The organism is Vibrio galatheae (assembly GCF_000967545.1).
GTDB classification, from domain to species: Bacteria; Pseudomonadota; Gammaproteobacteria; order Enterobacterales; family Vibrionaceae; genus Vibrio; species Vibrio galatheae.
The window spans coordinates 44381-70301 of record NZ_JXXV01000007.1 but is presented as its reverse complement, the minus strand read 5'-3'; the positions used below and the strand labels follow the sequence as shown (position 1 = coordinate 70301).

At 45.4% G+C, this 25921-nt stretch carries 20 protein-coding genes; 11 read left to right on the top strand and 9 right to left on the bottom strand.

Features of this window, described 5'->3' with window-relative positions:
- Positions 1-173: 173 nt before the first annotated feature.
- A complete protein-coding gene (locus TW81_RS03055; protein WP_045954265.1) occupies positions 174-1070 on the top strand; it encodes a DMT family transporter in 897 nt (298 codons plus the stop codon).
- A 1-nt stretch (position 1071) separates the two neighbouring features.
- Here the strand turns inward: TW81_RS03055 and TW81_RS03050 are convergent, their stop codons facing one another.
- Positions 1072-1527 carry a GNAT family N-acetyltransferase gene (locus tag TW81_RS03050; protein WP_045954264.1) on the bottom strand — a complete coding sequence of 152 codons (456 nt, stop codon included), beginning with the start codon at positions 1525-1527 and terminating at the stop codon, positions 1072-1074.
- Positions 1528-1813: 286 nt separating this feature from the next.
- Between TW81_RS03050 and TW81_RS03045 the strand changes: the two genes are divergently transcribed.
- The 4 genes from TW81_RS03045 to TW81_RS03030 all read left to right on the top strand — a co-directional run bounded on the left by TW81_RS03045 (position 1814) and on the right by TW81_RS03030 (position 5063).
- Positions 1814-3247: a methyl-accepting chemotaxis protein gene (locus tag TW81_RS03045; RefSeq protein WP_045954263.1), complete on the top strand. Its 1434-nt coding sequence runs from the start codon at positions 1814-1816 to the stop codon at positions 3245-3247.
- A gap of 115 nt (positions 3248-3362) precedes the next feature.
- Complete coding sequence (locus tag TW81_RS03040) at positions 3363-3689, top strand: hypothetical protein (RefSeq protein ID WP_045954262.1); 327 nt, start codon at positions 3363-3365, stop codon at positions 3687-3689.
- Between the two features lie 140 nt (positions 3690-3829).
- Positions 3830-4258, top strand: coding sequence for an acyl-CoA thioesterase (locus TW81_RS03035; RefSeq protein WP_045954261.1), 429 nt, complete (start codon positions 3830-3832; stop codon positions 4256-4258).
- Between the two features lie 100 nt (positions 4259-4358).
- Positions 4359-5063 carry a DUF445 domain-containing protein gene (locus TW81_RS03030; RefSeq protein ID WP_045954430.1) on the top strand — a complete coding sequence of 235 codons (705 nt, stop codon included), beginning with the start codon at positions 4359-4361 and terminating at the stop codon, positions 5061-5063.
- 42 nt (positions 5064-5105) lie between these two features.
- Here TW81_RS03030 and TW81_RS03025 read toward each other — a convergent pair whose 3' ends face one another.
- The 6 genes from TW81_RS03025 to TW81_RS03000 all read right to left on the bottom strand — a co-directional run bounded on the left by TW81_RS03025 (position 5106) and on the right by TW81_RS03000 (position 12488).
- Complete coding sequence (locus TW81_RS03025) at positions 5106-5582, bottom strand: Lrp/AsnC family transcriptional regulator (protein WP_045954260.1); 477 nt, start codon at positions 5580-5582, stop codon at positions 5106-5108.
- Positions 5583-5682: 100 nt separating this feature from the next.
- Positions 5683-5916 carry a hypothetical protein gene (locus tag TW81_RS03020; protein WP_045954259.1) on the bottom strand — a complete coding sequence of 78 codons (234 nt, stop codon included), beginning with the start codon at positions 5914-5916 and terminating at the stop codon, positions 5683-5685.
- A gap of 168 nt (positions 5917-6084) precedes the next feature.
- Positions 6085-7572 carry a sodium/proline symporter PutP gene (putP, locus tag TW81_RS03015; protein WP_045954258.1) on the bottom strand — a complete coding sequence of 496 codons (1488 nt, stop codon included), beginning with the start codon at positions 7570-7572 and terminating at the stop codon, positions 6085-6087.
- Positions 7573-7643: 71 nt separating this feature from the next.
- Positions 7644-8342 (bottom strand): 1-pyrroline-5-carboxylate dehydrogenase, encoded by a 699-nt coding sequence (locus tag TW81_RS03010; RefSeq protein ID WP_045954257.1) that lies wholly within the window; start codon positions 8340-8342, stop codon positions 7644-7646.
- A 23-nt stretch (positions 8343-8365) separates the two neighbouring features.
- The gene (gene putA / locus TW81_RS03005; protein WP_045954256.1) at positions 8366-11485 is read right to left on the bottom strand and encodes a bifunctional proline dehydrogenase/L-glutamate gamma-semialdehyde dehydrogenase PutA; all 3120 of its coding nucleotides are present in this window, start codon (positions 11483-11485) and stop codon (positions 8366-8368) included.
- A 187-nt stretch (positions 11486-11672) separates the two neighbouring features.
- Positions 11673-12488, bottom strand: coding sequence for an AraC family transcriptional regulator (locus tag TW81_RS03000; protein ID WP_045954255.1), 816 nt, complete (start codon positions 12486-12488; stop codon positions 11673-11675).
- Positions 12489-12983: 495 nt separating this feature from the next.
- Here TW81_RS03000 and TW81_RS02995 point away from each other — a divergent pair, with 495 nt between their 5' ends.
- On the top strand, positions 12984-14081 hold the full coding sequence (locus TW81_RS02995; protein WP_045954254.1) for a PEGA domain-containing protein: 1098 nt from the start codon (positions 12984-12986) through the stop codon (positions 14079-14081).
- Positions 14082-14223: 142 nt separating this feature from the next.
- Positions 14224-16050, top strand: a complete 1827-nt coding sequence (locus TW81_RS02990) for an SUMF1/EgtB/PvdO family nonheme iron enzyme (RefSeq protein ID WP_045954253.1) — start codon at positions 14224-14226, stop codon at positions 16048-16050.
- Between the two features lie 64 nt (positions 16051-16114).
- On the opposite strand, the gene pdxH is transcribed toward TW81_RS02990, so the two are convergent.
- Complete coding sequence (gene pdxH / locus TW81_RS02985; protein ID WP_045954252.1) at positions 16115-16750, bottom strand: pyridoxamine 5'-phosphate oxidase; 636 nt, start codon at positions 16748-16750, stop codon at positions 16115-16117.
- 210 nt (positions 16751-16960) lie between these two features.
- Between pdxH and TW81_RS02980 the strand changes: the two genes are divergently transcribed.
- The 4 genes from TW81_RS02980 to TW81_RS02965 all read left to right on the top strand — a co-directional run bounded on the left by TW81_RS02980 (position 16961) and on the right by TW81_RS02965 (position 23115).
- On the top strand, positions 16961-18352 hold the full coding sequence (locus TW81_RS02980; RefSeq protein ID WP_045954251.1) for an HlyD family type I secretion periplasmic adaptor subunit: 1392 nt from the start codon (positions 16961-16963) through the stop codon (positions 18350-18352).
- Positions 18353-18431: 79 nt separating this feature from the next.
- The gene (locus TW81_RS02975) at positions 18432-19067 is read left to right on the top strand and encodes a transglutaminase-like cysteine peptidase (RefSeq protein WP_045954429.1); all 636 of its coding nucleotides are present in this window, start codon (positions 18432-18434) and stop codon (positions 19065-19067) included.
- Positions 19068-19072: 5 nt separating this feature from the next.
- Positions 19073-20983 carry a bifunctional diguanylate cyclase/phosphodiesterase gene (locus TW81_RS02970; protein ID WP_045954250.1) on the top strand — a complete coding sequence of 637 codons (1911 nt, stop codon included), beginning with the start codon at positions 19073-19075 and terminating at the stop codon, positions 20981-20983.
- Between the two features lie 17 nt (positions 20984-21000).
- Positions 21001-23115, top strand: coding sequence for a type I secretion system permease/ATPase (locus TW81_RS02965; protein ID WP_045954249.1), 2115 nt, complete (start codon positions 21001-21003; stop codon positions 23113-23115).
- A gap of 64 nt (positions 23116-23179) precedes the next feature.
- Here TW81_RS02965 and TW81_RS02960 read toward each other — a convergent pair whose 3' ends face one another.
- Entirely contained in the window at positions 23180-25717 is a 2538-nt protein-coding gene (locus TW81_RS02960) for a glycosyl hydrolase family 18 protein (protein ID WP_045954248.1), read from the bottom strand.
- Between the last annotated feature and the right edge of the window lie 204 nt (positions 25718-25921).

Sequence of the window (25921 nt, the reverse complement as noted above, 5' to 3'; positions counted from 1 at the left end):
GTCTTGGGCAAATCATATGACGACTACACGGTTCAAACATTTTCTCATCAGATGAAAAATCCTCCAAACTGTGGATATGAACACTAGCCAGTTTCGGAAATCTAACTCGTTTTATTCTTGCCTATCGTGTGGCTTTCGTTCACATTGTGCTAACAAATATGAAGGAGATAATAATGAGTACAATAAGCTTTCTCCGCCTAGTTTGCCTAGCTGCAATCTGGGGTGGTTCATTTCTATTTATGCGTATCGCTGCAAACACATTCGGTCCGGCTTATTTGATTGAATTTAGGGTCGGATTCGCCGCGATGAGCCTGTTGCTCGTTGCACTCTATTTAAAGCGCAAATTAGCGTTTGGTCGTAACCTCAAGCATTTTATGATCATAGGTCTACTCAATACTGCTCTCCCCTTTATGCTATTTGCCTACGCAGCGCAAACACTTAATGCTTCAACACTGTCCGTGCTCAATTCGACAGCCGCTATATGGGGAGCACTAATCGGTATTTTCTGGCACAAAACGATTTTAACTGCAAAGGCAGGCGTAGGTATGCTGGTTGGCGTTTCTGGGGTCATCGTTCTCGTCGGGTTAGATGCGATCCACTTAGGTATTGGCGCTGCTCTACCTATTTTTGCCAGTCTTATGGCGGCGTTCAGCTATGGCATCGCAACCAACTATACCAAGACGGCCCCCAAAATTGCCGCTTTCGACAATGCTCACGGTAATATGTGGGCTGCAGTGCTGCTCATTCTACCTCTGCTGCCTTTTATTCCAATGAGAGGAGAACCAAGCCAATACGAAATGCTATCGGTTATTGCGCTCGGGGTCGTCTGTACTGGTGCAGCGTACTTACTCTACTTCAAACTTGTTGCAGATGAAGGCGCGGCATCGGCACTTTCTGTAACGTTTTTGATTCCCGTATTTGGCATCCTGTGGGGAGCGCTGATTCTAGACGAGCCCATTGGGATTAACACCATTGTAGGCACCACTATGGTGCTTAGTGGCACCATGATGGTGACGGGATTCTCTCCTCGACAGCTCTTGCATAAACGACAAGTGATTGAACAGAGTTAACTTAAAACGTTAACGTCATAAACTGGCTGTTAGGGTCCGGCTGATAGTCCGCAAAAGGTCCACAATAACGAAAACCAAATTTTTCATACAGGGCACGTGCAGGTGCAAAAAACGCCATCGAGCCAGTTTCTAAGCTCACCTGCTGAATGCCCTCCTGGCGCACAAAATCAAGAGCAAATTGAAGCATAAAAGAAGCTACGCCTTGGTTTCGGGCATCAGAAGCCGTTCGCATCGATTTTATTTCCACATGGTGTACATCTATACGTTTAATCGCTGCGCATCCCATCAGTTTGCCATCTTTCCAGCCACTCCAAAAAGTCACGCGCTCATCTTGTAGAGCAGAGACATCTAAAGCATGGACACTTTCGGGGGGAGAAGTGGCATTCATATCGGCGAGATGCTCTTGAAGTAAATTGATCACTTGTGGGTTATCTAATAAACCTATTTTTATTTCCATTGCTACCTCCTTGTGAAATTCAGCTTGCAACTTAGCAAAAATAAAGCCAAGTGACTTGTATCCTGGACAACAAGTCTCTCAACTCGTTAATGATTCACACTGGCAAATTGCATAAACTTTCGCCACATAGCGATCCTCTTCACATAAATGGAACAAATCTATCTTATAATTACAAATTAGTGAGACAAGAGGCTCATAATTCCTCATCTCTGACCGATAAATTTATGACTACAATTTTACAATATTCTAAGAAGCCTACCGGCATAGATGGAATGGGAATTCTGATATGAAAGAAGTTGAATTTCGAACGATAGACCGTTTGTTCATCAAAATGTCTATTAACGACAAACTCTGGGTAATATTTATTTTGTTCTTGATCGCCCTAGCCGCAACGGCAGGTGGCAGGTATCACGCCACGATTAAAGCTTTCGAACAGAACACTATCTATGCTGCTGAGCAACAGCTCAAAGGTATACTCAGCGTTGGCGACCCACAAAAAGTTAGCCAACTCGCCAATGTGTCTCAAATCAATGCAGTAAAATCGTCAACTTATAACCAAGGCGTGGCGACTGTGAGTGCGCAAGCTTCAAACGGCCAAGCCTTTCAACTGGTCTTGAATAATAAAAGCTCAGCAGATGATGTCGAGTCACAAGCGCTAACCAGCTTTGGCTTAAGCTTTTTGTGGGCAATACCTTTTGCCGTGTTCAGCTACTGGGTCGCCACCTTCTTGGGCGGCGCATTATGGGTTCTTTACACTACAACACAACGCATTGGTGAAGGTGATCTTACATCCCGATTAGGCTTCCACCCCGGTCGTGACGAGTTCGGCACTATCGGCTGCGCGCTGGATAAAGCAATGGATACACTGACCGATCTCGTGGTGACGGTAAAAGAAAATGCCACAACTTTGAGCGAGACTTCATCTTCATTCGAGCAAGAGATGAAGCTAAGTGAGAGCCAAATCAGTCAGCAATATGCTTCACTAGATTCCGTTGCAACCGCTATGGAAGAAATGACTGCTTCAGCAAAAGAAGTATCCAACATTTCTCAGCAAGCGACTACCCAGACCGAAAGTGACGCTCACCATATTGAGCAAAGTTACCAACGTGTCCAATCTGCTATTAGCGAAATTACTCGTCTCTCTGACTACATTGGTAAGGCGTCTGAGTCTGTAGCCAGCCTTACAGAGAACACAACTCAGATTAATGACGTCATCACCACAATCAACGCGATTTCAGAACAAACCAACCTACTCGCACTCAACGCTGCTATCGAGGCTGCACGTGCTGGCGAGCAAGGACGTGGCTTTGCCGTCGTTGCAGACGAAGTGCGTACACTCGCGAGCCGAACTCAGGCGGCAACGGTAGAAATTCAATCTATGATTGAGAAGCTGCAATCAGAAACCCGCAGTATCGCTTCAATTACGGAGCAAACCGTCAGTCAAGCGCAAACCAGCAGCGATCTTGTGTCGGATATCGGCAACGACGTCCAATCAATTTCTGAATCAGCACGTTCACTGATGGATATGAGCATTCAGATCTCGACATCAGCGGAAGAGCAAAGTGCTGTGGCGAATGATATCGCCTCTGAACTAAGCGATATTCGTTCACAATCCAACACCATACGCAGTGTCGCAGAGCAATCTTCTGCTGGTGTGGAGAACCTTACCCAAGCATCGGTGTCGTTAGCGGATATACTGAAAAGCTATCGAACTCAATAACCGCTTGAAAGCGCATAAAGGGTCCATTCGGACCCTTTTTTATCTCTCGAAAAGTTTCTGTATAACTCACGACCTTTACCTATACTTAAGTTTTAGGTTGAGTAAGGACGGCGAGATGAGCACCTTACTACTGTATGTGCTACTGTTGACCAACCCAAGTTCAGCACAACATTCATCATCACTGCCACTAAAGTGTAAGCTGTTGCATTCAGAGGACACCTTTGGTTTTATAAAGAACAACTCAAGTGACCAATTCGTCATTCTGCAAAACTTTAAAGGTCGAGCTGTTGCACAGATCGATTTGAAAACGGAAGAACTCATTCGCACCACCTACATAGGTAAGCCCTATGAACCCAAGTACCAAATATTACTTGGCAAGTGTGATAGCGTCCAACACACCTTGAACATGTGGCAACTTAATGCAGTACCTTATGACCAGTAGCTGGTTAACTTGGTGATTGTAGTCGTCATTGTCAGTACTGATACAAACGCACCTTGCAATGATCACAAATCAATAACATAAAAATCACATTCTTCTCCTTTCGATTTAGACTATTTGCTCGATACCAAAGGAGAATGATCATGGAACCCTTGCTAGCAGAATACCCTATCGTGACTGAAATACCGGTCGCTTGGGGCGAAATGGATGCACTACAACATGTCAACAACGCCGTGTATTTTCGCTATTTTGAAACAGCGCGCTTGGACTATTTTAAGAAAATTGAACTGCTTGTTGACCTACAAACCAGCCATATCGGGCCAGTGTTAGGCCATACTGACTGCCGTTATAAAATTCCAGTAACATACCCTGATACGCTCTTAATTGGCTCGCGTGTCAGCAGTTTAAGTGATGACAGATTTACCATGGAATACCTTATCGTCAGCAAAAAACTGGGCAAAGTCACCACCACAGGTAGCGCCACTTGTGTCATGTTTGATTTCAAAAACCAAACTAAAGCGTCCATTCCCGAACATGTAAAACAAGCGATACTCGCAACACAAGAAAGCTAGCGACGTGCGGGAAATACTTAATCTAGCCAAAGGTATGTCACAATAAGATCGACTTGTTATATACTTCGCATCAATGTCAAACTTTCATCCATTTTTCATCATGAACAAGAGTTTACTCACCAATATAGTTGCTTTAGCTCTGCTCGCAGGAGGCCATCAAACCGACAACCAAATGGCCTTTTACGCCGGATTATTTGCATTCTCAGGCGCGATCACTAACTGGCTTGCCATCCATATGCTTTTCGAAAAAATTCCTGGATTGTATGGTTCTGGTGTTATTCCGGCACGCTTTGAGGAGTTTAAAGCGGCGATCAAAAATCTGATGATGGAACAGTTTTTCACCCAAGAAAACATCGATAAGTTTTTGAGTAAGGAGCTGGCGGGAGGCAAGTCGCTTAACCTTGAACCTGTGATTGAAAAAATTGACTTTAACCCAACCTTTGATTCGCTTGTCGACGTCATTGCTAACTCTCAATTTGGTGGCATGCTCGCCATGTTTGGTGGAACGGAAGCTCTACAGCCAATGAAGCAGCCCTTCGTCGAAAAGATGAAGCAAGCGATTGTCGACATGAGTCACAGCGACTCCATTAAAGACGCGCTCAAAGAGCAGTTTGAAGCACCTGCAATGATGGACGAGATTCGTACCAATGTTGAAAACATTATTGATCAGCGCCTGAATGAACTGACGCCGAAACTAGTCAAAGAGATGGTGCAAAAAATGATTAAAGAGCATCTTGGTTGGCTGGTCGTATGGGGCGGTGTATTTGGTGGCTTGATTGGTGTGGTGTCATCTTTTGTTGCCTAATGCAACAACGCTAAAAATGGGAAGCATGATGCTTCCCATTTTTTATAACTTAGCAATGAGATCTGCATTAACGCCAAAGCTGGTCTTGTGTTCTTCGATCACAACCTCGCTCCGCGTTTGGATCACACCGGGTAAAGTACCCAGCTTAGTCGACATAAAATATTGATAAGCTTTCATATCTTTGACCCTAACTTTGATCATGGTGTCAAAATCTCCCGATAATGAGTAGCACTCTTCGATTTCTGGCATGTCAGACACTGCTTGGGCGAATTTTTCGAAAATTGAGAAACTCGTTTGGTCGAGTCGAATATGAATAAAAACCTGAACATCGAGCCCAAGTTTTTCGGGGTTTAACTCGGCATGATAGCCAGTGATATAGCCTTCTTTCTCTAAGCGTTTTACACGATCAGAACAAGGTGAGGTTGTGAGGTTTACCTGTTTGGCGAGTTCAACAATCGGCAGTCGCCCCTTGAGGTTTAGAGCGCGCAGTATCTCTCGGTCAATTCGGTCTAGGTCCATGAATGCTTTGTTGTACGTGTAGAATAACTTAACGCCATTTTAAGCGATAAACTCAATTCCACTTATATCTATGTCGCGATTGAAGGTATTTTTGTGAAGGTTACGCGATTTTCACATCTGAAAATGCATCCTGAGTAGCAACGACTTCCGACTGAGTGTTACATACGCGGCAAAATGCCTGTTGCTCCATTTTGACGTAATGCGCGCCTTGAAATAACGTCGAAAAAAAACAAGCCATACTTTTTACCACCGAATCATGCTGCATTTCGCAACGCTTCATGACTATCTTGTGTGCTGTGCTTTTTCCGCAGCAGTGGCAGTGCATATGTGGCATGTTTTTCACTCCTCAAAATTTCTCAATACTGATAATCGACATATTTTGGAAGCGAGAGTTCATTAAATTCAAACGTTAGTTTAGAAAACGTGAGGTGAGTTCAAAAAATAAACGAGTTGAAGCAAAAAAGCTCCGAACTTCGGAGCTTTTTGATTAAACGTGCGTGAACTAGTCTAGTTCAGTCAGTAACTTTTTAAACTTAGCGTGTTGCGCTTTAACAGCGTTTTCTGGCTCACCCGTCATCAAACTGAAAGCAACAATAGCAATTGTCGAGAAGATGATTCCCGGTACGATCTCGTAAACGTCAAACCAACCGCCGGATAGTTGCTTCCACACGACAATAGTAATACCACCTACAAGAATACCCGCTAGAGCACCGTTGCGGTTCATTCGCTCCCAGTAAAGGCTCAAGATCAACGCAGGACCAAATGCCGCGCCGAAACCAGCCCAAGCATAAGAAACCAAACCAAGAACTGAGCTGTCTGGTGTCATTGCAAGAACCAAAGCAACGATCGAAATACCAATCACAGCAACACGGCCAACCATAACAATCTCTTCAGAGGTTGCATCTTGCTTAAAGACTTGCTTGTAAAAGTCTTCAGCCAACGCTGATGAAGAAACCAACAACTGTGAATCTGCCGTACTCATCACAGCAGCCAGAATTGCCGCAAGTAAGATACCCGCAACCACAGGGTGGAACAGAGCGTTCACGAGCAACATGAAGATTTTCTCGCCATCATCGACACTGATACCAGTATTGGTCACATAGACTAGACCAACAAGACCAACGAGCATCGCACCTGCCATTGACAATGCAGTCCAAATAACCGCAATACGGCGAGCTGTCGTGAGATCTTTGTTTGAGCGTGAAGCTTTGAAACGCGCCAAAATATGCGGTTGACCAAAGTAACCTAGACCCCATGCGACGAGTGAGATAATCGCAATCGCAGACAAAGACTCACCTTTCGAGTTATTCCAAAGCGTTAATAGCTCAGGGTTAATTGCCTCAAGGTCGTGACCAAGCTGGTCAATACCACCATTCATTGCTGCTATTGGAACGATCATAAGTGCGGCTGCCATCAGGAGGCCTTGCACTAAATCTGTCCAAGACACTGCGAGGAATCCACCAAACAGGGTGTAAGACACCACACACACAGTGCCGATAATCACTGCGATGGTGTAGTCTAAACCAAATACTGTTTCAAACAATTTTCCGCCCGCTACTAAGCCTGAGCTCGTATAGAAAAGGAAGAATAGAAGAATGAAAAAGGCAGAAATGACCTGAATCAGTTTTGAGTTATCGTTAAAACGACGCGATAAGAACTCGGGTAAGGTCAACGCATCGGTCGTGATGCTGTATGTACGTAGTCGTTTTGCATTGATCAACCAGTTCAGCCAGGTACCGACCAACAGGCCACCAGCTAGCCAAAATGCTTCGATACCCGCAGCATAAGCATAACCAGGTAGACCGAGCAATAGCCAACCGCTCATATCTGATGCACCGGCAGAAAGTGCCGCAGGCCATGGGCCTAATGAACGGCCACCCAGAAAGTAATCGCTTGAACTTTTGGTGCGTTGATATGCGACGATACCAATGACGAGCATGAGTATTAGATACGCAATAAACGTGGTCGTAATAGCAAAGCCATTTTCCATGTGATTTGTCCTCTTTTGAAAGATCGCCTTCCCTGAATGCCCCCGATACATCGAGGGCAAATCAATGAAGTTTAGTGGGCGTCGTTCCCCAATTCGAGCAAGGTCGCGTTACCACCCACTGCTGTTATATTTATAGTTCTGGTACGTTCGGTAATGAAACGTAATGCGAGATGAGGATCGTGAGCAACGGGGATGCCCACAAGATCCGTTTCAGACGTCAGGCTAACAATGGCACCTGAGCGTTTGGCGAGTTGTCGGTTGATGCTCCTTGCAACCTCAGTGTTACCTACATAACCGATACTACGTACATCAGAATCCAACAACTGATGATAGGCATCTAGCGCTGCCAATTGCACTAAATTGGTAGGTAGCGAAGACTGCACATAAGCAGCTTCAATTGATTGGCAAAGCTCGTCATCATCACTACACAAGATGATACTGTTTCCAGCGATAAGCGCTGCGCTGATTTGCGCAACCACCGCCTGCTTTGCCTGTGGTCGTGTGTCATCCTGAATCACAACCGCGACACCGCGTCCTGCGGTATACAGTTCGTTGGTTTCACCAGTAGGGCCAACCAATTGATGAGTTTCTGCGATCAACGCGGAAGCTTGCTCAATATGATATGACACAACTGAAGCCAACTCAGGCTGAACTTGTTGTAAAGCCTGTTTAAAAGCGAGCAAACACTCACTCTTTGAATCGAAATTTGTTAGATTCCAGCTTTCCCAAGCAGAGAAAGCGTCAGAAAAACGAGTTACTTGATGAACCATGATTATTCTCCTTGCTCACTCAATTAAGAAAACTGTGTTTGTGTAAAACGGTACAAGTAGTGCGGACCACCCGCTTTCGGACCTGTACCCGACAAGCCTTGACCACCAAAAGGTTGCACACCAACAACCGCACCTACTTGATCTCGGTTGATGTAGCAGTTACCCACTCGAGCATGTTTTTCAATCCAACGATAAGTCGTTTCATTGCGGCTGTGGATACCCATGGTCAAGCCAAAGCCAGTATTATTGATTTGCTCGACAACTTGATGCAGCTCGCTCGCTTTAAAGCGAACAATGTGCAAAATTGGCCCAAACTGCTCTTCGGTAAGACAAGAAATATCAGCGATTTCAAATGCCGTAGGCGCAACAAAATCACCATACTGGTGCTCGTCAGAAAGCGCTAACTGTGCGACTTTTTTCTCAGTCTCAGCCATTCTTTCAATGTGTTGCTCTAATTTATTTTTCGCTGTTTGGTCAATGACTGGGCCGACATCTGTTGAATGTAAGTAAGGTTTGCCCACACTTAGTTCCTGCATCGCCCCTTGAATAAGAGCAACAATGCGATCGGCAATATCTTCTTGAACATAAAGTACACGAAGCGCACTACAACGTTGACCTGCAGACGCAAACGCCGAGCGAATAACATCACGTACAACCTGCTCAGGTAGAGCCGTACTGTCGACAATCATCGCATTTTGTCCGCCAGTTTCGGCGATAAAAGGAACAGGATCAGCATCGCGGGCAGCCAAAGCTTGGTTGATGCGCTGCGCAGTCGCAGTAGAGCCAGTAAATGCCACGCCAGCAATCGCAGAATGAGACGTTAGAGCTGAGCCAATTTCGGCGCCACGTCCTGGTAAGAGTTGGATTGTGCCTGCTGGAAAGCCTGCATCCAGCATTAACTCAACGGCGCGCGCCGCGATTAAACTCGTTTGCTCTGCTGGTTTCGCAACTACCGTATTACCGGCAACCAAAGCAGCGGTAATTTGACCAAGGAAAATGGCTAACGGAAAGTTCCACGGGCTGATACAAACAAACACACCACGACCACCGCGAGAAACGACACGGCTGCGACCATCAAAACCTTTCACGGTGAAGTCGCCCAATGCATCGACCTGCTTGGCGTAATAGCGACAAAAATCAACCGCTTCACGCACTTCATCAATGCTGTCATGAATTGTTTTACCCGCTTCTTGATGACAAATCGCTACCAGCTCAGCTAAGTTCTCTTCCAGAAGATCAGCGAGTGTTTCAAGCTTTTCAGAGCGTTGCGTTTTTGGCGTGTTTTGCCACGCGTTCAATGCATGTTCAGCACCTTCAATCGCTGTGGAAACATGATCAAGGCTGGCAAATGCTACCTGACCAACATTGACACGTCGATCGTAGGGCGCGGTTACAGCTTCCGTATTGATGTTTTCCTTGATCATGCTTTCGGCAAGGAATTCACCATTAATGATAGGCCCAGCAGACCATTGCTTGTTCAAAAAGCTTTCTACTTCGTGCTCAAAAGGCTTTGCTTCGCTTTCAATATCGATATTGACGCCTAACGAGTTCTTGCGCTCTGGGAAAACATTAAAAGGAAGCGGGATACTAGTGTTATTGAGCGTTTCAAACGCATTAAGCATATCGACTGGGTGCTGTGTCAGTGTCTCAACTGGGCAACGCGCATCCACCAAACGATGAACAAACGAACTGTTGGCGCCGTTTTCTAGTAAACGACGAACCAAATAAGGCAACAAGTCTTTGTGACTACCCACTGGAGCGTAAATACGCACAGATTGCTGGTAGGCTTTCATTACATGATTGTAGAGTGAATCACCCATGCCATGTAACCGCTGGAACTCAAAGTCTTTGTGCTCAGCCATTACCGCAATTGAAGTGACCGTTTGAGCATTATGACTCGCAAACTGCGGGAAAATATTACCACGTACGTTTTCGCTAAGGAGGAAACGGGCACACGCTAGGTAAGCAACATCTGTCGCCTCTTTACGTGTATAAACGGGATAGTTTGTGTATCCCGCTTGTTGCGACCACTTAATCTCACTATCCCAGTAAGCCCCTTTCACAAGGCGCAGTGGGATCATGTCACCCTGCTCTTTCGCTAACGCATTTAGCCAAACTAGAACCGGCAAGGCACGTTTTGAATAGGCTTGAACAACAAGGCCAAACTTGCCCCAACCTTTGACTAATTCGCTACGATATACTTTTTCAAATAGCTTCAGAGACAGTTCTAATCGATCCGCTTCTTCTGCATCGATTGTGATGGCGACATTAAGTTCAACGGCTCGACGCAGAAGTTGTTGCAGCGTATCGAAAAGCTCGCTTAGAACACGCTCTTCGTTTGCCACTTCATAACGAGGATGAAGAGCCGATAGCTTAATGGAAACCGATGGCGCTGGACTGGTATCTAGCCCATAGTCATCGCGTCCAACGGCTTCAATCGCCATCAGGTAATCTTTAAAATACTTATTTGCGTCAGCCGTGGTTAACGCCGCTTCACCTAACATATCGTATGAATACGTAAAGCCTTTATCGCGCATTGAACGACCGTTCTTTTGCGCCTCAGCAATGTTACGACCAAGGACAAACTGATGACCCATCACCTTCATCGCTTGATGCATCGCTTTACGGATCACCGGCTCAGACATTTTATTGACTAAACGATTTACCGCACTGACCGGGCTTTGAGATTCATTTTCAGATAAGCCCACAACTTTACCTGTGAGCATCAATCCCCAGGTGGATGCGTTAACAAAGACAGAGTCAGAATTCTTGAGGTGAGACTTCCAATCGGCAACCGTCAGTTTATCTCGGATTAGAGCATCGGCTGTTGCAGCATCAGGAATACGCATTAACGCCTCAGCCAAGCACATCAATAGAATACCTTCTTGCGTATCAAGGCTGTATTCAAGCAGGAGAGCATCAATCATCTGAATTGATTTTTTATCTGCTCTTATCGCGCGAATCAGTTCGGTTGTTTTCGCCTCAATTTGTTGTTTTTCAGTATCCGTTGGCTTAGCTAATGGCAGCAATTGGTTCAGCCATTGTGATTCGTCCACCATGTACAGTGGAGAGATCAACGACCATAGTTTGTTGAGTGGTTGTTCTACAAACTCAGTATTTAACACGTCAGTCGCTGTAAACATGCGTTTTCCTCAATCTCAAACCTGAAATCAGTCCAGGTTTCCTACAATGGCATGCAGTGTATTTTGAGGCCGCGAAGATTACTTGTCAAAAACTCCGAGTTTTTTGCTAAAAACTCTGATTATTAACAAAACAAAAACAGAGTCACATGCAAATAAGCAAAATAATATATGGTTAAGCTTAGCTTATTTAACCAAATTGTTTCTTGTACTGAGAGGGCGACATACCTTGCAGACGGGAAAAGGTATGAGTGAATATACTTTGACCAGAGAAACCGGTAAACTCTGCCACCTGCCCTAGCGTTAAATTTCCTTGTTCAATCAGTTTTTTGGCGGTATCGATACGCTTACCCAGAACATATTGGTGGGGAGTAATACCCATTTGCTCTTTAAACAGTGAATGAAACTGACTTTCCCCAAGGAAGACACTCCCCGCAAGCTGAGTCACCGAGATTTTTTGGCTTAAATGTTGTTCGATATAACGATCAATCGCTTCTAAGTCAACACGGGAATCACGACGACAAGTAGAAAACGCCGACATATGACGTTGCAATAAGGCAACAACAGTGTCATTACAGGCACGACTTAATAACAGGTCTTCGGGGCTCGATTGCATTTCTGCAACGAGCATCTGAATCAACTTCTGTATTTGTCCATCAAGTTGAAAGTAAGTGTCTTTCTGATTTAAGTCATTGAGACGTTGAAGCATTAGCGGATCTTCATCGCTAGGCAAGGGCATATTTAGGACTAGAATATCCGATTGTTCCAGCACACCACCAAATGCATGCCCGCTGCCCGAAGTCACAACACACCCTTGCCCAGGCCCAACTAGATTGCCGTACCCGCTAACCTCAAATTCTGCCTTGCCTTTTAGCCCAATCACGACCTGAGTGTAGTTATGATCATGACATTCCATATAGGAAGGCAAAGTAATCACCTGAGCTGGCTTAGGCGACAATTCTTTGGCAGCTAGCCGTTTATTTTGTGAGGTAATAGATGAAGACATAGCGCCACACTAGCAATTTGGGTGATAGGAATATCATGGTATACCAAAAGTGATTCAACTCGAAATTCCTATTGATAATTTATCAAATAGGTTGCATTTTACTTTGCTAGACTTAGCCCCAACCACTTTGTCCACTGTCGAAAAAACAACCAAACCAGGTACTGGAAGAATGATCAAGTGCACATAAATTACGGCTTATGTCACTTCTATCCATTTTAGCCCTTCGCGATCAAGATTCTTTACTTGCATATTTTTCCAATCTGCCCAAAATGGATTAAGTATTAGATAGGTTTATCTCGATTTATGATAAGCTTAGGTAACCCTCTCTAGAAATAGAGGGAAATAAATGGAAGAAATAGACCTTTGCAAGACAGCTTAACAATGGACTGTCAAAAGTTTGTCTTTTTCCTACTTTAAGGTGCATAGCTTTAGAAATATGCACTTGGTTTAAATAGTTTACATTAGTAATTTAAACGTTAATTGTTGCAGGGACTTATGATCATACGTCGCATCCCAGCGCTTTTGCTTGCGCTAAGCCCTCTTTGGGTTTCGACTTCGATTTTGGCAGAAGAGAGTGTACAGGCTGATCCTGTTGCCGAAATCGAGAGTAAATTAGAAAATAAAGAAGCGGAAATGGGCACGATGGCAACAGAGTTTAACTCTGAAGCTGAACGTCTCCAACAACTTCAGAATGACAAAAGTAAGCTTGAACGCAGTGAGCAAGAGCTCAATGCGAAGCGTAATCGTGCTAAATCGGCACTGGACAAACAGTATAATCGACTCTTAGATGATCCAGATATCGACCTAGTTTCTTTCCAAAAGGCCTATCAGGATGCTTGGTCTGAAGTGAAAGAAAACCAGTCTGCTCTGCTTGAAAATCAACAAGCCATCACTGAAAGTGAAATGCGTTTATCTCAAGTCAAGCAAAAGCAAGCACGTCTGAACTCGGAGCTTTCTTACCTAAAAGAGCAAAAGGTTGAAGCGCGTGTTAAACGTATCGCAGCCGAACTTCGTGAAAGCGATGTGCTAGAGACCAGCTACAAGACAACCTGTTCTGCGACGATGACACTCGGTGAATGTACTAGCCAAGGTCATTACCTAACCAAGCAGAAAGCGGTCAAAGCCTTTAAAGCGAAATTGATGGACCGTCTGACCGAGTCAAACGTTGCCAAACAAAATGCCAAAGGGGTACAGCTAAACGTCCATGTACAAGAGAGCCAAATCATCCGTTCTGGTTTCGAGGGCAACAACAGCTACTTCACTCAAATGCAATCTCAACTCCAAGCGCGTCCAGAAGCGTCGGCAGCATGTAAATTGCTTAACGTATCTTCACGTTACTGTTTGAAAGGTGAGCAAGAAACAAAAAGCCAAAAGAACGATAAGAACTGGGTAAACGTCACTGTTCGCTCAGATCAATATGACGATTCTGTGGTTATTAACGGTATCAACTACGGCAGTACACCGGTTGAGGTTGTTCTGCCTCGTGGTCAACATCAAGTGACCGTATCAAAAAGTGGGTTTGAAACCTACAACCGAGAGATTAGTATTGATGCCAATGATACGGTTTGGGTAAAACTGCGCCCGAGTGGATAACAGTTGAAACTCTTACCGAATTCACAAGATTGATCTAAAAACGCCATTTTGATCCTAAGTTATCAACGGATAACCAAAGACAAGGTGGCGTTTTCGTTTAAAATAAGCCAATTACTCAATAATTAGATGTAGAAGAAAGACAATGCGCCCAGGTTTACCCGCTCTCTTATTAGCATTATCTCCGTGTTTATATTTGCCTTCTGCTTTTGCAGAAGAAGCACCAAATACATTGGTTCAAATTGACGACCAGTTGTTTACTAAGCATGACGAATTAAAAGCTGCGCAACAGAAGAAAGACGAACAACAAGCTCTGCTAAACAGTAAAAAATCTGATTTGGCCGTTCTTGAAACACAAGCCAAATCGTTGGATGACGCTTTTTCCAGTGCCAAAAGTCAGCTTGAAAATGCTTATCAACGTATGATCGATGACCCAAATATCAACCTTGCTGTTGCACAAAAAAATTATCAAGACGCTTGGTCTGCAGTTAAGCAAAACCAAAAAGCGCGTTTAGCCGCAGAACAAGAGCTAGTGGAAGTAAACAGTATCTTAAGCACATATCAGTCTGAACTAGACGCTATTGCCCATGAGATATCAGGACTTGATGAACAAAAGATCCGTGCGCGCGTCGAGCAGTTGAGAACAGAGCTCAAACAACCTCAACAGATTTCGGTCAGTTTTACTAACCGATGCCAAGCTGAACTGACCATAGCGCAGTGTGACCATCAAACCAAAGAGTTGGCACTGCAGAAAGCGGTCAAACAGTTTCGTGCAGAGATTGTTGAACAAACCAGTGAGAGTTCGTTAGTCAGCCGTACTATCAATGACACTGCTCTGAATATTCACGTGATCAGACATCAAACCAAGCAAGCCGGATTCTACGATGGTGTCCGTTATCGCACGATCATGGATGTTGAGCTAGAAGCAAGACCAAAGGCTAAGGCAGCTTGTGATTTGCTCCAAGTTGACAGCCGATACTGTTTTGCTCCGGGCACTAGTGGTGAATTGCAGCTACAAGCCGATCAAGAAATGGCGTGGGTAACGCTTGCTGTGCGTTCGAACCAATTTAACGACAGCGTACTTATTGACGGCGTCTCTTACGGCAGTACACCTGTTGAAGTGATGCTACCCATTGGTCTTCACGAAATTAGCGTGCAGAAAGAAGGTTACAAAGCCTTTACTCAGAAAATTTCAGTAAAGTCTGATACCGCAATTCGAGCCGTACTTGAAGAGAAATCCAACCCTCTAAGAGCGGGGAGCAAGTTTGCAGATGGCATGGCGAGTAAAGGTCAAGCACCTGAAATGATTGCCATTTTGCAAGGTAAATACTTCACGGGTCAAAATGCCTCAAAGCAAGTGTTCCTTGATCATGCTTACGGGATTGGCGCAACGCCAGTAACCATAAGTCAATTTGCAACTTTTGTGGAGCAAACCAACTACCAGACAGATGCCGAGCTAAAGAACACTTGTACTGCGCTAATTAAAGGTGAGGTGACACCAGTAGAAAAAGCAAACTGGCGCGATCCTGGCTTTAGACAGTATCCTAACTCCCCTGTTGTTTGTGTTAGCCAGAATGACGCCAAGTCATACATCAATTGGCTTCGTAAACAAACTGGCGCTTCATACCGTTTGCCAACCGAAGAAGAGTGGGAAGTGGCCGCTCGCGCTGGCAGCCAAGATAGTTACTGGTGGGGTGACAATTTCACCTCTGGTGACGCCAACACAGGCTGGAGTGGAACACCGTGGTCAAACGTGAGCACATCTCCTGTAAGTGCATTTAAGCCAAACCCACTTGGACTCTACGACGTCGTTGGCAATGTTTGGCAATGGACCAGCAGTCCGAAAGGGATTGCAAAAGGAGGAGCTTGGAACTCATCCCCCGAAATGGCCGCATCTGATAAACAGTTGTTCCTGTCCACTTTCGAAGCGGCAAACTATCTTGGTTTCCGTGTCGTTCGAGACATCAACTAGCGAAATGTTCACCCCGGTATTAGTCCTACTCTCATAAAATAACGCCGCTTAAAGCGGCGTTATTTTATGGCGCTAAGCGGTCAATATGCCACTCTTCATGATCTTTGGAGAACAAGAATCTGTCGTGCAGACGATGCTCGCCCCCCTGCCAAAATTCAATGCTTTGCGGCTTAATACGAAAGCCTCCCCAAAAACTCGGCACAGGAATTTCTCCTGCCTCGAATTTCTTTTTCAGTTCGAGGAACTTACCCTCTAGAACACCACGAGCAGAAATGCGACTACTTTGCTTGCTCGCAATCGCCGCAAGCTGGCTCGCCTTTGGTCGGGAAGAAAAATACTTCATGTTTTCAACGGCGGTAAGTTTTTCAGCAACGCCTGTAATGTGAACCTGCCTTTCGAGCGGATGCCAAGGAAAATGCAAACTGACTTTGGCGTTGTGTTCAATCTGTTTTGCTTTACGACTGCCTAAATTGGTGTAGAAGACAAATCCTTGCTTATCGACATTTTTGAGCAACACGATTCTTTGATAAGGTTGACCCGTTTCATCAACGGTCGCCACTGTCATAGCAGTCGGGTCAGTCAGTTGCGCTTCTATCGCCTGTTTTAGCCAAAGGTCAAATTGCGCAATTGGGTCGGCCAGCAAATCTTTTCGACGCAAGCCACCTTTTGTGTATTCACGACGAATATCATCAAGTTCCATCTGTTCTCCTCGGCGGAAATTTTTGTCGATTGTGCGCTCTAAATGGCAAGAACTCAAGCCTACCTCTGAGGATAACGCTACACTCTATAAAAATAACGAGTTAAATCTAAGTTAACGTTTTTACTAAGACAAAACTCACAGCAAATCCTTAACATTTCCTGCCATGAGTAATAAAATCAATAGAATAACTAAATATCGTAAGGATTACCCATGAGTAAGAGCGGCTACAACAAGCTTACTCCCGATGAGCTGGACTATGTCGACGACAAAACGGCGGCACTTCTACTCAACACACCTAGTAGCGCACGCGTTATGCTATGGGTAATGGTGCTGTTTTTCATACTTGCCATATTGTGGGCATCTTGGGCGCAAATCGACAAGGTCACTGTTGGGCAAGGTAAGGTTGTGCCCTCTTCTCAAGTCCAAGTTGTGCAAAACTTAGAAGGTGGTCTAGTTAAAGAAATTCTTGTCCGTGAAGGGCAAAAAGTAGAAAAAGGCCAACAGCTACTTCAAATCGATGATACGCGTTTCCGTTCAGATTATCGTGAGCGTGAACAACAAGTCGCTAACCTGACTGCCAGTGTATTACAACTCTCAGCCTCTATTACCAGCGTTGTGATCAATGAAGATTTTGATGAAAGTAACTGGCAGCAAAGCGTTCAGCTCAACTTCAATAAACTCGCGTTTCCACCAATATTGCAGGAAACACAGCCCAACTTGGTCGCACGCCAACGTGATGAATACCGTCAAGACTTAGACAACCTGCGTAACCAACTTTCGCTGGTCGATCAGCAAGTTAAGCAAAAGCAACAAGATTTAGTCGAAATTCAGGCTCGGGTAAGAAACCTACGTGACAGCTATCGCTTTGCCAATAAAGAGTTAGAAATTACCCAACCGCTTGCCGAAGAAGGTGTCGTACCACGCATTGAACTGCTCAAACTGCAACGACAAGTCAACGATACAAGACGTGAATTAACCTCCAGCGAACTCAAAGTACCGGTTCTTAGGTCAGCGATTCGTGAAGCCATGTTGAGCCGAATTGATACCGCTCAGAAATTCCGTTCGGAGCAACAAGAAAAACTCAACGACGCCCAAGACAAGCTCTCATCACTGACAGAATCAACAGTCGGTCTAGAAGACCGCGTTAATCGTACCGTGGTGACATCCCCTGTGACCGGGACGGTGAAGACGCTCAATGTCAATACTGTAGGTGGGGTTATCCAACCAGGTATGGATATCGTTGAAATCGTACCAAGTGAAGACACCTTATTAGTCGAGGCGAAAATCGCACCGCAGGACATTGCTTTCTTACGTCCTGATTTGCATACCATTGTTAAATTTAGTGCTTATGACTTTACCAAGTATGGCGGTTTAGAAGGTACTTTAGAACACATCAGTGCCGATACAACAACAGATGAAGAAGGCAATAGCTACTACCTTGTACGAGTAAGAACCAAAGAGACCAGTTTAGATAAGGATAATTCCCTGCCGATTATTCCCGGCATGACCGCATCCGTCGATATCATTACAGGTAAGCGCACCATTCTAGAATACTTATTGAAACCCATTCTGAGTGCGCAAAATAATGCGCTAAAGGAATAGATGATATGTCCACCACTGTAGCAGGAAAACCAGCTTGAAGGCTCGATTGCTGACTAACGGCTTGATTGCTTCTGCTGTGATGCTGCTGGCCACAACCACTTCGTTTGCTCTTAATACTCAAGAGCAGCGCTGGGTTGACGCTGTGCGCAGTACCTATGGTGAACGGGCAGGAAAGCGGGTTCAAACCTGGCGTACAGAAATGACGCAGTATAAATCGATTCCTGAACGCGAAAAGCTGACAAAGGTGAACAATTTCTTTAACCAGTTAAATTTCGTAAATGACATTCATCTGTGGGGAAAAAAGGATTATTGGGCAACACCACTCGAGTTTCTAGGTAGTAATGCTGGTGATTGTGAAGACTTCACCATTGCCAAATATTTCTCCCTACTTGAACTCGGTGTATCAGATAAGAAACTACGCCTAGTGTATGTTAAAGCGATCGAGCTTAACCAATTCCACATGGTTCTCGCTTATTACTCTAAACCCAGTGCAGAACCGATTCTGTTGGATAACATCAATCCACAGATAAAACGCGCATCACAACGTCGAGATTTACTACCGATCTACAGTTTTAATGGTAAAAATCTATGGCTTATGAAGTCCAAACAAGGGCAACTGGCAGGGAAGTCGTCAAGGCTAAGTTTATGGAATGACCTCCGTGCCCGCGAAAAATCGCTCAACCTAAATAAACCAGTAGTCAATTATGATGAGTAGGCAATATGACTTTATATAAACAACTTGTTGCTGGAATGATTGCCGTTATTTTGATGCTGTTGATCTCGGTGTTTATCATCGAGTTCAACACCACCCGAAGTAACCTTATTCAGCAACAGCAATCTGAGGTGAATAACACCATTAATACGGTGGGCCTTGCACTCGCCCCGTATTTAGAGAATAAGGACCAGGTCGCCGTAGAATCGGTAATCAACGCCTTGTTTGATGGCAGTAGTTATTCAGTGGTACGTTTAATTTTTCTTGATACCGGAGACGAGATTCTTCGCTCCTACCCCATTAAGCCTAATGACGTACCCGACTGGTTTACTCGTCTTAATCTGTTTGAAAAGATTCATGACCGACGAGTTGTGACCAGTGGTTGGATGCAGCTAGCAGAAGTTGAAATTGTCAGTCACCCTGGGGACGCCTACACCCAGCTGTGGCTAGCCTTTGAGCGCCTGGTCATTGCCTTCTGTATCATCATGCTTCTTGGTTTATTGTCGATATCCTTTATCCTGAAACGCGCGCTTCGCCCATTGCAACTCATAGTGAATAAGATGGAACAAGTCGCCAATAATCAATTCGGTGAACCACTGCCTAGACCTGCGACACGCGATCTTATTTATGTCGTTGACGGCATCAACAGCATGTCGGCACAACTAGAGAAATCATTCAAAGCGCAAGCCAAAGAAGCCCAGCAACTGCGTGAGCGTGCCTACATAGATCCTGTTTCCCAGCTTGGTAACCGTGCCTACTACATGAGCCAACTCAATTCGTGGATTGGCGAAGGCGGGATTGGTGGTGTCGCCATTCTGGAAGCAAGCTTCATTCGCGAACTCTATGACGACAAAGGTTACGAAGCGGGTGACGGCATGGTTAGAGAACTGGCCGATCATCTTAAAGTGTCTATGTCATCGCCAAACATTACACTGGCGCGTATTTCGACCGAAGAGTTTGGTTTCATACTGCCTAATATCGATGATTCAGAGCTAAAACTTGCAGCAGAAAGCATCGTCACTTATGTACAAGATATTAACGCCGATCCAACTGGTACGGCGGCGGCTAATGTTTCTTTGGGGGTCGTTTACAACAAAGCGTCGACTAGCACCAGCGAAGTTCTGACCATGCTTGATAATGCACTGGCAAATGCCAAATCGAATCCTGAACTCAATTATGGCTACGTCACAGGTGAAGACTCTGACAACCTGATGGGTAAACAGCAGTGGAAGCATTTGGTTGAAGAAGCTATCAACAATGATTGGTTTAACTTCCGTTTCCAAGCGGCGAACGACAGTTGGGGAAGAACCTATCACCGCGAAGTTTTCTCCTCGATTGAGAAAGATGGTGAACGCTACAGAGCAAACCAATATCTGTTCGCTTTAGAGCAACTTAATGCCAGCCACTTGTTTGATGAATATGTGACAAAATCAATTGTTGAACGCTTGGAGGCAGGAGAGTTTAATGAGCCAGTCGCGATCAATATAGCGCAAAGCAGTATTTCGCAGCCAAGCTTCATTCGCTGGGTAACGCAACTACTCAATAGGCACTCATCCGTTGCGTCATTGCTGCATTTCGAGATCCCTGAAAGCTGCTTTATCAATGCACCACATCACACCGCTTTGTTCTGCAATGCGGTGAGAGGTGCGGGTGCTGATTTCGGTGTCGATAACTATGGACGTAACTTCCAATCATTGGATTACATCAACGAATTCCGCCCGGCCTATGTGAAATTAGACTATCTCTACACTCACCACCTTGATGATGAGAAACAGAAGTTTACCTTAACATCGATATCAAGAACGGCGCATAACTTGGGTATTAAGACCATTGCTTCACGTGTCGAAACTCAGACTCAGCTAGATTTCCTTTCTGAGCACTTTATTGAAGTCTTCCAAGGCTTTATCGTAGATAAATAATCAACTAAAGGTATAGCATGCAGGATCCGCTATTAAATTCACTTATCTACGTCAGTCGATACTACGGACTCGCCAACTCTCCAGAGGCGCTGATCAACGGCTTACCACTGTCTGATGGCAAGCTGACCCCGTTTCTATTCCCTCGCTCCGCAGAGCGGGCCGGACTGGTTGCTAAAGAAAACCGCGCAACACTAAGAGAAATTCCGCAGCTTGTTTTACCTGTGGTACTCATTCTCAAAGGGGGGGATGCGTGCGTTCTAAACAGCATCAACGACGACAAAACCGACGCCGAGATCGTGACTGGCGAGTCAGGCTTAGTGCCAATCTCTATAGGGATTGAAGAGTTAGAAAAGCAGTATGTTGGACGCTATTTCTTAGTAAAAAAGCAGTTTCGCTATGATGAACGTTCACCTGAGGTACTTAAAACCCGTAAAGGGCACTGGTTTTGGGGAACGATTTGGCAGTCGAAGAAGATATATCGTGATGTGTTGATCGCCTCGATCCTGATTAATCTATTTGCCGTCGCCGCGCCAATGTTCACTCGTTTAGTCTATGACAAAGTTGTACCAAATCTTGCATTTGAAACCCTATGGGTGCTCGCGAGTGGCATCTTTGTGATCTTCTTGTTCGACTTAACACTCAAGCTCTTACGCAGTTACTTTATCGATGTTGCTGGGAAAAAGTCCGACATTCTTATCTCATCGAAATTGTTTAGTAAAGTGATGGGAATTCGTATGGAGGCACGTCCGCCTTCGGTCGGTGCATTTGCTCGTCATTTACAAGAGTTTGAATCCATCCGTGAATTCTTCACATCGGCAACCATAGGCTCCCTGATCGACTTGCCGTTTGCGGTATTATTCCTGCTGTTGATTTGGCTAATGGCAGGCAATTTAGTTGTGGTTCCTATCGTTGGTGTGCTTATCTTGATCATCTATTCTGCTCTGATTCAAGGCCCATTGCGTCACACCATTGAAGAAGGATCAAGGTTAGCTTCGCAAAAATACGCCAACCTGATCGAGAGCTTAGCAGGCCTTGAGACTGTCAAACTATTTGGCGCACAGAGCCAGTTTCAATTCCGTTGGGAAGAAGCGGTCGCACATATGGCTAACTGGAATATTAAGAGTCGCCGAATCACCGATGGGATCCAAAATACCGCGGGTTTTGTCCAACAAGCATCCAACGTCGGAATGATCATTCTCGGCGTTTATTTAATTTCTGAAGGTGAGCTGACGATGGGGGGCTTGATTGCTGCAACCATGCTCAGTGGGCGAGCGATTGGGCCTATGGTGCAGTTGTCATTGCTTTCAACTCGCTACAATCAAGCAAAATCTTCGATGACCATCATAGAGCAAGTGATGTCGATGCCGGATGAGCAAGAAGAAGGGAAACGTTACATCCACCGTCCAATTGTTCACGGTAAGATTGAGTTAGATAAAGTAACCTTCCACTACCCTGATTCACCGATTGCATCGATTCGTGATCTCAGCTTAACCATTAACCCAGGAGAAAAAGTCGCGATTATCGGTCGAATTGGCTCAGGTAAAACAACCCTTGAACGCTTAATCATGGGCTTGTATAAACCCACCGAAGGGCACGTGAGAATAGACGATACGGATATCTCACAACTGCATCATATCGATATAAGGCGCAACATTGGCTGCGTTCCGCAAGACAGTCAGCTTTTCTATGGCAGTATTCGTGACAACATCACCTTAGGTCGCCCTTTGGCAGATGATAGAGATGTGCTTGATGCCGCTAACCGCGCTGGGGTCACGGTCTTTACGCAACAAGACCCCGCAGGTCTAGAGCGACAAGTAGGTGAAGGTGGTCTTTTACTTTCAGGAGGTCAACGTCAAGCTGTCGCGATTGCACGTTCACTACTTGGCCGTCCACCTGTATTACTAATGGATGAGCCGACCAGTGCAATGGATAATCGTTCTGAAATGCACATCAAGCAACAACTTTCTCAGCTTAAGCCTAGTGAGACACTGATTCTAATCACGCACAAAACCTCAATGCTCGATGTTGTTGAACGTGTCATTGTGATGGAAAAAGGCAGCATCATCGCTGATGGACCTAAATCGGAAGTCCTTGCGAGTCTGAAACAGGGTAAAGTCAGAGCCGTCAATTAAACCTGCTTAAAACAAAGCCATCCGAAATATTCGGATGGCTTCATATTATTTGAACAAACGGGGTTTAGTTAGTAGTACAATCCGCGACACCGACTTCTTTCCAAACGCCCCACGGTCCTGACTGCGCTGGATCATCACCTTGCGTCCACCATTTCGCTTCCCAAACTTTTCCTGCCCAAGAAACTTGTTCTCCGCCAACGTAAACCATTGACGCATCCCATAAGTTGCTACACACCTCGCCACCAGATGAGTGTTTCGCAACCACGACGCTTGTTGAAGCCACGGACGTCGCCTGTCCATCACTCACCGTCACAGTGAAAGTTAGCGAAGTATCTATGGCATACTCAGCAGCAGTGAAGCTTACCGTTGCACCGCTTACCGTTGCGTTAACTCCTGCAGGCAAGTCCCAAGTGTACGTAAGTGGATCGTTGTCCGCATCCGTTGAAGCTGACGCATCAACGACAACAAGGTCACCCGCATTTGCATTGACTGGAGCGCTTATCGAGGCAACCGGAACTTGGTTTTCAGGTTGGCTATCTTTGGCATTCACTGTAACAACAACCGTATCCGATGAAGACGCACCTTCATTGTCGGTCACTGTCAATTTAAAGGTAAGTGTTTCAGTTTGGACAACTTCCGCTACATCAAAGCCTGCAATCGCGTCAGTGGCGCCAGAGAGTGTCACTACCGGACCAGAGACTTGCTCCCACTGATAGCTTACTAGGCTACCGTCAGAATCACTTGAATGACTACCGTCCAGCACGATACTTGCCGGGCCAACTACGGTAACATCTGCACCTGCATTGGCATTAGGCTGACGATTGACTGGCTCGCCACCAGCAAGACCTTCATGCATCGCATTGAGAATGTCACCATTATCTGCGTCAATTTCCCATGAAAATAGCCCCGCTAAACCTAAATCACGTGCGTAAGCGCCTTTCGCTTTTACTGATCGTTCATCATCAAAAGTAATCAATTGGCCCGTTGTACGGTTCCAAACCCAAGGCGCTTCAGCTTGGGTATCATACCCATACTCAAAGCCATTCAGCCCAGAGTTATCTGCACCAAGCATAAAGGATTTGATCCCTTTGTAATCGATAACACCGTCTTCCCAAACACCTTGTGCTGTTGAGCCCTTGAGCTTACCGTTGCCAACACCTGTCATAGGATCGCTTGGGTCAGACAAACTTTCTGGCATCACACCTTCCCAGCCTCGTCCATACATTGCCGCGCCAAGCACAAGCTTGCTCGCAGGAACGCCTTGAGCGAGCAGTAGCTTAATCGCGTTGTCTAACGTATAAGCTGGACCCTTATAAGCTTCGCCATTTTCGTCAACGCCTGTGCCATCACATTCGCCTGGGCGCATAAAGCTACCGCAGTAAAGAGCTGTTTGATGGCCAACGACATTATTCCAGCCACCGTAGAAGTCATAGGTCATGGCAAAGATGTAATCCATATATTGAACCGCATCCGCGTAGTCCACGTCCTCAAGCTTATCGTGACCAACACCGATGGCAGAAGTAAGCTCGTACTTTCTACCTGACGCCGCTTCTAGTTCATCCAGCATGGCTCTCAACTCTTGCATCAAAGCAACGTAAGCTGGGCCGTCATTCACCGGATCACCTAGACCTGCACCAGCGCCGCCGCCACCTGGGAATTCCCAGTCAATATCAACCCCATCGTAGAATTTCCATGTGGTTAGGAAGCGTTTAACTGAAGCAACAAACGTGTCTCGGTTTGCTTTAGTCGTAAAATCAAAAAATGGGTCTGACAGCGTCCAGCCACCAATAGAAGGGATAATTTTAAGGTCTGGGTTACGCTGCTTGAGCGCCATCAGCATTGCGTAGTTACCTTTGATCGGAGAACTGTACTCATGACCCGCCTGAGGGAAGCTCTTCTGATAAGCCGCCCAAGGATCATGAATGACGACTTCGTAGTCTGGCACACCCTGACACGCGGTAACCAAAGCGTTGTAGCTGTTGCCACCGACCGACTTGACCGATTCATTTGGCCCACAAATTGGGATAAAGCCGTACAGAATATGAGTCAGGTTGTCAGCAGGGAGGTTATCGACTGTATATTCGCGACCATAGATACCCCACTCAACAAAGTATGTTCCGACAACCGTATTCGGATCGGTATTGTAAGACTTATTATTTGGGTCGATGTTCATCGTCAGCGGTTTCAAGTGCGCACCATCGGTATCAGCAACCACAATGTCCACCGGAGCACTCGCGCTACAACCGGTTGCGTCACACGCCTCTATCGTCATCTGATAAAGACCACCTTTGCCATATTTGAAGTTAGCCGTCGTTTGACTGCCACTGATCGGGCCCGTCGCGACTTCTACACCATCAAAGTAAACTTTGTAAGTGTCGCCAGTCTCACCACTCCACTGATTAAACTTGATCGTGATATCGGCTTCATCAAAATATTTAACCATATCGTTGTAGCCAGATGTGGTTTCCATGGCTAACTCAATCTTTGAGAATTGAAGATTGTTGGATCCATATACATCAACGCTTGGAGCCGCGGGGGCGGCTATCGTAGTACCCGAGATCGCTAACGCGATACCCGCAGCACATAGAGTCATGCGATTCATACCTATTTCTCTCTTTCCTTGTTGGTCGACTCTAAATTCAGAGCCAATCTGTCCCTTGCTCATTCAAAGAACGTCAGCACTAAGTATTTAAGAGACTTTTTTTTTGAAGAAAAAAATAAAGGTTATTTTCGAGTCACGATTGGAAATAATCTTGTTGTTATCAACTTGTTACATTACAAAGAGGATATCGAGCCAAAATTTAAT